This window comes from Streptomyces sp. NPDC059456, assembly GCF_042750055.1.
Taxonomy (GTDB): Bacteria; Actinomycetota; Actinomycetes; order Streptomycetales; family Streptomycetaceae; genus Streptomyces.
The window spans coordinates 1-8,475 of record NZ_JBHYVA010000356.1 but is presented as its reverse complement, the minus strand read 5'-3'; the positions used below and the strand labels follow the sequence as shown (position 1 = coordinate 8,475).

At 73.6% G+C, this 8,475-nt stretch carries 6 protein-coding genes, 1 tRNA gene and 1 pseudogene; 1 reads left to right on the top strand and 7 read right to left on the bottom strand.

Going from position 1 to position 8,475, the window contains the following annotated elements:
• Window positions 1-31 precede the first annotated feature (31 nt).
• Window positions 32-742 (bottom strand): ALF repeat-containing protein, encoded by a 711-nt coding sequence (locus tag ACFXA3_RS26545; RefSeq protein WP_385190814.1) that lies wholly within the window; start codon window positions 740-742, stop codon window positions 32-34.
• 271 nt (window positions 743-1,013) lie between these two features.
• Window positions 1,014-2,750 carry a putative bifunctional diguanylate cyclase/phosphodiesterase gene (locus tag ACFXA3_RS26540; RefSeq protein ID WP_385190813.1) on the bottom strand — a complete coding sequence of 579 codons (1,737 nt, stop codon included), beginning with the start codon at window positions 2,748-2,750 and terminating at the stop codon, window positions 1,014-1,016.
• Between the two features lie 481 nt (window positions 2,751-3,231).
• Between ACFXA3_RS26540 and ACFXA3_RS26535 the strand changes: the two genes are divergently transcribed.
• Complete coding sequence (locus ACFXA3_RS26535) at window positions 3,232-4,425, top strand: M6 family metalloprotease domain-containing protein (protein WP_385190811.1); 1,194 nt, start codon at window positions 3,232-3,234, stop codon at window positions 4,423-4,425.
• Between the two features lie 75 nt (window positions 4,426-4,500).
• Here ACFXA3_RS26535 and ACFXA3_RS26530 read toward each other — a convergent pair.
• The 5 genes and pseudogenes from ACFXA3_RS26530 to ACFXA3_RS26510 form a co-directional block, all read right to left on the bottom strand.
• A tRNA-Lys gene (locus tag ACFXA3_RS26530) sits at window positions 4,501-4,574 on the bottom strand.
• Window positions 4,565-5,144: pseudogene (locus ACFXA3_RS26525) on the bottom strand (bifunctional DNA primase/polymerase). Before ACFXA3_RS26525 ends, ACFXA3_RS26530 begins: the two are co-directional and overlap by 10 nt.
• Before the next feature lie 153 nt (window positions 5,145-5,297).
• A complete protein-coding gene (locus tag ACFXA3_RS26520; protein WP_385190809.1) occupies window positions 5,298-5,648 on the bottom strand; it encodes a hypothetical protein in 351 nt (116 codons plus the stop codon).
• 76 nt (window positions 5,649-5,724) lie between these two features.
• On the bottom strand, window positions 5,725-7,059 hold the full coding sequence (locus tag ACFXA3_RS26515) for an AAA domain-containing protein (protein WP_385190807.1): 1,335 nt from the start codon (window positions 7,057-7,059) through the stop codon (window positions 5,725-5,727).
• Window positions 7,056-8,475: hypothetical protein (locus ACFXA3_RS26510; protein ID WP_385190806.1), on the bottom strand; the 1,420-nt coding region annotated here is incomplete at its 5' end. The genes ACFXA3_RS26515 and ACFXA3_RS26510, both read right to left, overlap by 4 nt.

The window sequence follows — 8,475 nt, the reverse complement described above, 5'->3', positions numbered from 1 at the left end:
GGGGGCTGCCGCTCCGGGTCTCAGCGTGCGGTCAGACCTGGAACTGGCCGACGGTGATGAAGTGGCGCAGCTCCTCCGGGGTGCCGTCCACGGCCTTCCGGGCCGCCGCGCGCAGGGCGTCGCTGATGCCGGGGCGGGCCAGGATCCGGGCGACGGCCACGCGGTCGTCCTCGGCCTGGGCGAGCCGGAAGCCCGTCTTGAGGAAGGCGGCCCGGTCGGCGGCGGTGCCGTTCAAGGCGGCGGTGGCCTCCCGCTTGACGCCCCTGCCGGTGGCGGGGTCGGCCAGGATCCTGCCGATGGCGACCCTGTTGTCCTCGTCCTGCGCGATCGCGAGCCCGGTCTTGAGGAAGGCGGCCCGGTCGGCGGCGGTGCCGTTCAAGGCTGCGGTGGCCTCCCGCTTGACGCCCTTGCCGGTGGCGGGGTTGGCCAGGATCTTGCCGATGGCGACCCTGTTGTCCTCGTCCTGCGCGATCGCGAGACCCGTGGTCAGGAAGGCGACCCGGTCGGCAGGGGTGCCGTCAAGGGCCTTCTGGGCCTCGCGCTGCACGGCCCTGCCGCTGGCGGGGTCCGCCAGCAGCTTGGCGATGGCGACGGCGTTGTCCGCGTCCGAGTCCACGGCCGGGGCCACCGCAGCGGCGGCCGGCGCGGCCGTCGTGCCCGCGGCGAAGGACGGTGTGGAGAGCAGCAGTACCGGGGCCAGCGCGGTCGCGGTCAGGACGAGCGCAGCTCGGGTCGGATTCATGGTTCCCCCTGGATCGAACGGTCGTGCCACGGTTTCGCGGCAGCGGCAAGATCATTCCAAGGGTATTGGCGTGGAATGGTGGCGATAGGCGATTTCAGGCCAACCGGGCGGCTGTGACCGGTATCTCCACCCGGGGCCCGGCGCGTCGGCCGCCCGTCCGCCGGGACGCGGACAAAGAACCGCCCCGCCTGCACCCCTGCACCCCTGCACCCCCGAACCCCCGCGCCCCCGCACCCCTGCACAGAAGGGGTGCGCGAGCCTGCCACCGGGTTCACGCCCCGGGGTGGGTGCCGATCATCTCGGCGATCAGCTCCGGGGCCACCGCGCGCGAGTACAGCCAGCCCTGGCCGGTGTCGCAGCCGACGCGCCGCAGCCGGGCCGCCTGACCGGCCGTCTCCACGCATTCGGCCGTCACCGTCAGCCCCAGCCGGTGCGCGAGCTGCACCAGGGCCTCGACGATGGTCTCGTCGGCCGGGTTCGGGTGGGCGCCCTCGTCGTAGCGGAACCCGCGGACGAAGGAGCCGTCCAGCTTCAGCACCGACACCGGGAGCCGGCTCAGGTACGCCAGGTTCGAATAGCCGGTGCCGAAGTCGTCGATGGCGATCCGCACGCCCATGTCGCTCAGCGCCTGGAGCGCCTGGAGCGGACGTCCCGCGGAACCCATCACCGCCGACTCGGTCAGCTCCAGCTGGAGCAGCTGCGGGGCCAGCCCGGTATCGGCCAGGATCTCCGCCACGTCGCCGACCAGGTCGGAGTCCCACACCTGCCGCACCGCCACGTTGACGGAGACGAAGACCGGGGAGTCGCTGGGGCGCTCGATCTGCCAGCGCCGGGCCTGCCGGCAGGCGGTCCGCAGTACCCACCGGCCCAACTGGACGATGGAACCGTCCTCTTCGGCGATCCCGATGAACCGATTCGGCGTCAGCGTGCCGAACTGGGGATGGTTCCAGCGGACCAGGGCCTCCACCCCGCGCACCGCGCCGCTCTCCAGGTCCACGAGCGGCTGGTACTCCAGCTCGAACTCACCCCGCTCCACCGCCGGCCGCAGGGTCGAGCTGAGCGCCTGGCGGGTCATGCGGTGCGCGTTGCGCTCCGGGTCGAACAGCGTCCAGCGCGCCTTGCCGTCCGCCTTCGCCCAGTACAGGGTCGTGTCCGCGGCCTGCATCAGCCCGGTGGCCGAGGTCCCGTCCGTGGCCCGCTCCACCACACCGATCGACGCCGAGACCGACAGCCGCTGCCCGGCCAGGTCGAACGGCTCCTGTACGGCGGCCAGGACGCTGCGCGCCAGGTCGGCGAGCTGCTCGGTGCCCGTGGAGTCCTCGACCAGCAGGGCGAACTCGTCGCCGCCGAGCCGTGCCACGAGGTGCCCGCCGGTGCGCCCGTAGCCGGACTGGTCGGCGCACTGCGTCAGCCGGGCCGCGACGGCGGTCAGCAGCCGGTCGCCGACCCGGTGGCCCAGGGTGTCGTTGACGGCCTTGAACCCGTCGAGGTCGAGGTAGCACAGGCCGATCCGCCCGGTGCCGCCCTGCTCGTACGAGGAGGCCTCCAGGGCGGCGGAGAGCCGCTCGAAGAACAGCGCCCGGTTGGGCAGCCGGGTCACCGGGTCGTGCATCTGGAGGTGGCGCAGCCGGGCCTGGAGGTCGCGGCGGTCGCTGATGTCGGCCACGGACAGCAGGACGTCCCGGGTGCCGGGCACGGGCCCGAGGGTGACCTCGGTCCACAGCGAGTGCCCGTCGGGGTGTTTGAGCCGGCGGGTGCAGCGCAGTCTGGCCTGCCGGCCGCGGAGCACCTCCTGGTAGGCCTGCCAGGTGCGGGCCTCGGCTCCGAGGTCGACCAGGTCGGACGCGCGCTGTTCGACGAGCGCGTGCGGCTCGGTGCCCAGCAGCCCGGCCAGGGCGGCGTTGGCGGCGACGACGTGGCCGGACCGGTCGACGACGGCCATGGCGAGGTGGGCCGCGTTGAAGGCGGCCCGGTAATCGCGCAGTTCGGACCCGGTGCGGGTGGGCATGGTCGGCGTGTCCGGCACGGCTTGGTGACGCTCCGTAATGTCCGATCGGATGCTGTCGGCCGCCGAACCGGTTCCTTCTGAGGTTCCGCTCACCGTTGGCTCCCGCAGTGCTCGTGAGTGTCCGTGCAGGAAAGTGTGCCGATCATAGAGGCACCGTACGGCCCTATCCAGCGGCGTCGCCGTGCGGGGCACGGGACTTCGGCGTGCTGACGCCTCTTCGGACACGTACCGCGCGATCGTTTCTGCACAGCTCTGAGCAGCGGAAGCCTGCTGTTGATCTCCCGTGATCGGTCGTGACGTTCTGTAGGCATGTGGGTGAACCCCACGGGTCACCGGCTTGCCGTAGTGCTCACTCGTGTGGGGCACCGGAACAGGGCATTAGTAAGACAATCCCCTCAGGGTGGAACGAGATGGTACGAATCCACCACCGGAGGTCGATGTGCGGCGACAGCGGACACCCGGGGGAGTGGAACGCTCCCCGATGAGAAGCACGGCGGCCGCACTCACCTCCATGGCGGCGCTCGCCGCCATGTCCCTCGTCGCGGGGCCCGCGGCCGCCGACCCGGGGGCCGCCCCGTGCGCCCTGACCCGCACCTCGGCGCACCACTCCCTCGGCCTGGACACCTGGAACCGCGCCTACCCCAGGCCCGAGCGCGCCCTCAACGCGGTGATGGTGTTCCTCTCCTTCCCCGATCACCGGACCACCCTGACGACGGACCAGCTGACCGGCGACTACTTCCCCGCGACCAGCGACTTCTTCGAGCGGGCCTCGTACGGGAGGTTCCGGCTGGTCCCGCACCCGCAGAAGCAGTGGATCCGGATGCCCAAGCCGTCCACGGCGTACGGGATACAGCGCGACTGGGCCGCCCAGGACCGGGCGGCGTACCTGCGGGACGCGGTCGCCGCCGCCGACCCCGAGGTGGACTTCTCGCAGTACGACGTCGTGTACTTCGTCGCCGACCCGGACGCGCCCGGCGTGGACTCCGACGCCACCAAGGTCGTCAACTTCGACCGTCCGATCAGGGCGGACGGGACGGACCTGCGGCGGATCGTGACCGTCTTCGAGCGGCACCCGCCGGACCGCAACGTACTGGCGCACGAGACCGGCCACGTCTTCGACCTGCCCGACCTCTACCACCGGCCGACGGACGGCAAGGGCGACTGGGACACGTACGTCGGCGACTGGGACGTCATGGGCAGCCAGTTCGGCATGGCGCCGGACCTGTTCGCCTGGCACAAGTGGAAGCTCGGCTGGCTGGATGCCTCGCAGGTGGACTGCGTGCAGTCCGGCTCCTCGCTGCACACCCTGCTGCCGCTGGCCCAGGCCCCTGCGCCGGGCGCGACGGGCGGGACCCGGCTCGCCGTGATCCGCACCGGTACCGGCAGCGCGATCGCGGTCGAGGCACGGGGCTCCGCCGGCAACGACGGCGACACCTGTACGGAGGGCGTCCTGGTCTACCGGGTGCGCAACGAGGCGGCGTCGGGCGGCGGGCCGATCGAGGTGCTCGACGGGCATCCGGACACGGAGGCGTGCTGGGACCGCTCGGTGTACCCGCCGCTGGCGGACGCGCCGCTGGAGGTGGGCGAGGCGTTCACGGTGCCTGGGGAGCGGATCCGCATCGAGGTGGCGGACCGCACCCCGTCGGGTGCGTACACGGTAAAGATCACGACGTAGCGCCGCGCGGCACGGCACGACCGATACGGCACGACGAAGAAGGCCCCCACTTGCGTGGAGGCCTTCTTCCGTCTGTGCGCCGCCAGGGACTCGAACCCCGGACCCGCTGATTAAGAGTCAGCTGCTCTAACCAACTGAGCTAGCGGCGCTTGCTGACGAGGAAGACATTAGCAGGGAGATGGCCGGAAGGAAAAATCGATATCCGCAGCTCGGGCGGCGCGGACGTACGCCCACAGGAGTGCCTCGGGTCCCGGCAGCCAGGGCGTGCGGGTGTCGGGGGCGACGAGCCAGCGGGACGGGCCGGGGGCGGCGGCCAGCGGAGGCACGGTGACGGCGTCACCGTGGCCGTGGCACAGCGGCGCGGGAACGGAGCTGCCCCACTCCTCCCACGCGAGCAGCGCGGGCAGCCGGTGCGCGGTCCCGGTCGCGGCGAACAGCAGCATCCGGCCGCGGTGCACGGCAACGGGCCCGGAGCCGGGGCCCTCGGCCCAGAGCAGGTCGAGCATGCGGCGCCCGAGGACGACCGGGACGTTGACGACATCGAAGGCGGTCCCGCAGGGCAGCACGGCCGGCGCGGTGGCCCGGGCCTCCCAGAGCTCCAGGGTGCTGTGCGGCCGCGCCGACGCGGAGGCGAGCCAGGCGGCGCCCTGGGGGGTGACGTGGGTGGCGGTGCGTGCGTCGAGGGTGGGGCAGGCGGATGCCGTCGTCAGCGTCGTCATGCGGACCGGTCTACCCGGCGTAGCGAACCCGTTTCCAGGAGTTACGGAAAACCCGGACAGGGCGGCGGGCGATGGGCTATCTTGCGCCCCGCATATGCCAGATGTGACTTCCGTCGCACCCGGCGGGAACGCCGGGCGCGGCGGAGCGAGGGCCTACGCGCTTTCCGGGCCCGCTTCACGCCGGAGGGACTCACCGAACTCGATCATCTTGTACGCGTAGTCCTCGGTCCACTCCGCCTGCGCGGCGATCTCCGCCGCCGGCAGCCGGTCGAACCGCCGGGGATCGGCGAGCTGCGCGGCGGCCAGCGCCTGGAACTCCACCGCCCGCTCCTGCGCCGCCCGGAAGGCGAGCGTCAGCTCGGTGGCGCGGGCCAGCAGCTCCCGCGGGTCCTCGATCGACTCCAGGTCGAAGAAGTGCTCCGGGTCCGTGGCGGCCTCCGAGGGCTCGAAGAGCAGCGGCGCGGGCCGCGGCTTCCGCTCGGTCGTCCGCTCGGGCTCTGCCATGCCTGTCCTCCTGGTGCGCGTTCGGGATCCTTCCGGGCCACCCTCCATTGTCCAACGTCGCGCAAGAGCGCCCCCCTCACGGCCTCCAGGGGATCCGGTGTTCCGCGAGGTGGGCCAGGACCGAGTGGTTGGCCTCCCAGCCGTCCGGGAACTTCACCGTCACGCCCAACTGGACCGGTTCCGTGGACGGGTGGTCGTCCAGCAGCCGGGCGATGCCCGCCCGGGCCACGACCACGCAGGCGTGCCGGTGCCGCGAGGCCAGCACGCACAGCCGGCCCGTCTCCAGGTGGAAGGCCGTCGCGTCCGGGCGGCCCGACAGCGGGTGCAGCACCACCGTGAGGTCGTACTCCCGCCCCTGGAGCCGGTTCGCGGTGTCCACGGTGACCCCGGCGACGCCCAGGTCCGCCAGGGCGGCGCGGACGGCCGACGCCTGGTCCCGGTGCGCCGTGCCGACCGCGATCCGGTCGGCGGTCAGCGGGGCCGGAGCCGCGGACTGCTCGTCCGTCGTCACCGCCCCCCGGTCCAGCGCGCGGCGGACCACCAGGGCCACCGCCCGGACCGCCTCCGGGTCCGTGCGCGGGGTGTGCCGCGCGGGCAGCTCCAGCAGGCCCCAGCCCGCCTCCGCGGCCTCGTCCAGCACCCGGTCCGGGCCCGAGCCGTCGCCCGCGACCCCGTACGACAGCCGCCGCTCGCCCGGGCCCGTACCGCTGCGGAACTGCGTGTACGGGTAGAACGCCCGCGAGACCAGCGGCGCGGCCGTCGCCGGGAGCCGCCAGGACACCGGCAGCCGGTGCTGCGGCAGCTGCGGGTTGTGGGCGAGGAGGGTGCTGACGGCGCTCGCCGACGGGTCGTACGAGAGCCCCGCCCACTGTTCGGCGCCGACCACGCTGAACGGGTCCAACTGCCCCGGGTCGCCGACGAACAGCGCCCGCTCGAACAGCCCGGCCACGGCCAGCAGCGCGTCCGAGCGCATCTGGTAGGCCTCGTCGACGATGGCGTGCTCCCAGGGCTCCGCGTCCTTCACGTATGCCCACTTCGCCGCCGTCGAGATGGTGATCGGCAGCTCCGCGAGGTCCCCCGGCTTGGCCGAGAGCGTGACCGACGGCAGCTCCCGCAGCGCCGGGTCGTACGCGTCGCCGTCGCTGCTGTGCAGCCGGCCGACCTTCAGCTCCGGATCCTTGTCCGCGAGCCGCAGCACCAGGTCGTCGACCTGCGCGTTGGTCTGCGCGACCACCATCAGCCGGCGCCCGGCCGCGGCCAGTTCCCGGGCGGCCCGCACCACGAGCGTGGACTTGCCGGCCCCGGGCGGGGAGTCGACGACCACGCCCCGCTCGCTCCCGTACAGGGTGTCGCGCAGGATGGCGGCGGTCGCCTCGGCGGCGGCCGCGCCCGGGTCGAATGCGGTGCTCACAGGATGTCCTCGGCGGTCACGGGGTCGGGCGCGGTGCCGGGCAGCGCGTCGGCGGTCGCCGATGCCGGGGGTCCGCCGTGCGTCCACGGCGTCCGCTCCGGGTCCGGCAGTTTCGGGCCGCCGCGCGCGTCGTGCTCGAACAGCGTCCAGCAGACCCGGTCGCCCTTCTCCGGCACCGAGCCCGGCTCCGGCTCCCGGCCGCGGCCCATCTTGTCCAGCAGCCGCAGCACGAGCCGCCCGTCCTCCTCGAAGCGGACGAACTGCGCGGCCTGCGGGCGCCCCTCCAGCGAGCGGAACACCTTGCCGCCGCCCTCCGCGAGCTGCGGACGGTCCTCCGTCGCCACCGTCACCAGCGGGCGCGGACTCGGCCGCTTCGACTCCGTCCACTCCATCACGACCTCGGTGACCTCGCCCGCGAACGCCTCGCCGGCCAGCCGCCGGCCCGCCATCACCAGCGGATCGTCCAGCGCCTCCTGGGCGTCGAGGCGCACCTGTTCGGTCTCCCGCGTCGCCAGCTTCTGCGCCGCCGTCACCGCGTCGTCGCGGCGCGGCTGCGGAGGCTCGCCGGCCCGGACCCGGTCCCGGTGGCCGGTGTACGACCAGCGGTCCCGGGTCCAGCGCTCCTCGGCCCGCTCCCCGGGCTCCAGCGCGCGCAGCAGCTCCAGCGCCTGCCACACCGCCCGCCAGGTGGGCCGCATCTGCTCCGCGACGAGCTCGCGCACCGCCGCCTCGGCGCGTGCCTCGGCCCGCGGGTCGCCCTCGGTGCGCGCCGCGTCGTAGCGGGCCATCGCGGGGGCGAGCAGCTTGTTGTCGAAGGCCGGGTCGGTGGCCGGTCCGGCGGGCGGGACCAGCAGCTGCCCGTCGCGGTCGCGGCCCAGTTCGGCGCGCAGTGCGGCCGCCGCGCCCGTTTCGCCCTCGGGCGGGGCTATCCACGACAGCAGGGCGCCCAGGTGCTGGTCCTCCAGATTGCTCTGGCCGGTGGCCCAGTGCCGCCCGAGCAGTTCTGTCGCGGACAGCAGCATCGAGGCGCCGGGGACCCGGGAGCGCTCGCCGAGGTGCGTGAACCAGCGGCCCAGCAGCGGGACCCGCGTGGGCACGGGATACGGATTCTCCGGATCCTCCTCCGCCGTCCGCCGGAACCGCATCGACCGGCCCAGGAGGCGTACGTACTCGATGCCGGCCCGGCTCGGCACGATCAGCTGCGGCGCGTCCAGGCACAGCTCGGCGGCGACCTTGCTCTTCGCGCCGGTCTCCGGGTCCGTCTCGGTCCGCTCGACGTACTCGACGTCGTCCGCGTACCCGTCCACGTACGGCAGGACCGTCTCCGCGAGGTCCGCCAGGAACCGCCAGCGCAGGTCCCGGTCGCGCGGCTGCGGCCCCCCCCGCCGCCGCGGCCGCGCCGGATCCGTGCCGACC

Coding starts and splice junctions, on each gene's coding strand:
- ACFXA3_RS26545 (WP_385190814.1), bottom strand. CDS start 742: ATGAATCCGACCCGAGCTGCGCTCGTCCTGACCGCGACCGCGCTGGCC.
- ACFXA3_RS26540 (WP_385190813.1), bottom strand. CDS start 2,750: ATGCCCACCCGCACCGGGTCCGAACTGCGCGATTACCGGGCCGCCTTC.
- ACFXA3_RS26535 (WP_385190811.1), top strand. CDS start 3,232: ATGAGAAGCACGGCGGCCGCACTCACCTCCATGGCGGCGCTCGCCGCC.
- ACFXA3_RS26520 (WP_385190809.1), bottom strand. CDS start 5,648: ATGGCAGAGCCCGAGCGGACGACCGAGCGGAAGCCGCGGCCCGCGCCG.